Annotated in this window: 1 protein-coding gene; it reads right to left on the reverse strand. The window is 40.7% G+C overall.

Translation table 11 applies throughout. The features are described from left to right. Positions 1-1,115: hypothetical protein (locus I3255_RS14635; protein ID WP_238039480.1), on the reverse strand; the 1,115-nt coding region annotated here is incomplete at both ends.

The following is a 1,115-nucleotide window of genomic DNA, read 5'->3' on the forward strand; positions in this document are numbered from 1 at the left end:
TAACCAGATAGAATTGCCGCGAGTAATATGATGAGGACCCACATCAGCATAAGAGGTAATAAAACTATCTGGAGCATCACCAAAATCGAGGCCTAGCGGGGCATAACGACAACGGGCACCATCATTGGTCGACATGGTAAAACCTAAATTGGATACTATCGTTGCGGTATAACTTGCAGATGCCCCATCACCTATCGGAATCTGCAGTACAGGCGCTGCAATACTTGGTGTTGGGGGCGAGTAATTACCATTATTGACTGCGTACATATTACCCAATTGATCAAAATAGATCGCGCCATAACTGGATGAAAAATGACTCCCGCTATAAGTACGTGTTGTGCCATTTTCAATAACTTGCGTTACGGATTTACTATTATCACGGGTCTGAGTCACAGGATCGTAAATTGCGATAACGCCATTTGCTCTCAAACCATAGATTTTTCCATCAATCGGATTAATTGCAAAATCAGCGGTAGAAAATGCGGAAATAGAAGGTCGACCAATTTCTTGTAAATATGTTTCATTAGCCGGATTGACATCAACCATCAAAATATAACCAGTGTTTCCTCCAGTCATATATAAAATGCCATCGTCAGAAATAGTGGCATTATTAAAATTAATGTCGATATTGGATCCTGTTAAGGTAATCGGCAATAAATGGACATTGTAATTACCATCGACTAAAGCGATTACCCGCAAATTTGTGCCACTAACATCACCAATAATATGATTAGTTTGCATCGCATACCCTACTTGCAGCCCATTATTGTCATAGACTGCAGTCGTATCAGCAGCAAGTTCTTCTGTTGCACCAGAGAATAAATCCACCGCAAACAGGTCTGCAGGGGTTCTTAATGTTAAATAACCATCAGCATCACAAGAAGCAAACTCAGGCGCTAAAAAGTCAGCAAAGTTATTATTACTGCTATCACCTGTAATAACGCCTAACGAAATGATATTAGCTGAACTCGAGCCATAGCCATCAGGATCTGCAATAGTATTATTGATCAGTAAGCCATCCGTATTTACTGTACCAACTTGAGGAGGACATATTGAGGGTGCGGGTAATGTTTCATTTGCGGTTTCAAACAGTTGGTAGCTATGACCATCAAGTG

Origin of the sequence: Psychrobacter sp. Ps6, from assembly GCF_022129235.1 — a bacterium.
GTDB lineage: Bacteria > Pseudomonadota > Gammaproteobacteria > Pseudomonadales > Moraxellaceae > Psychrobacter.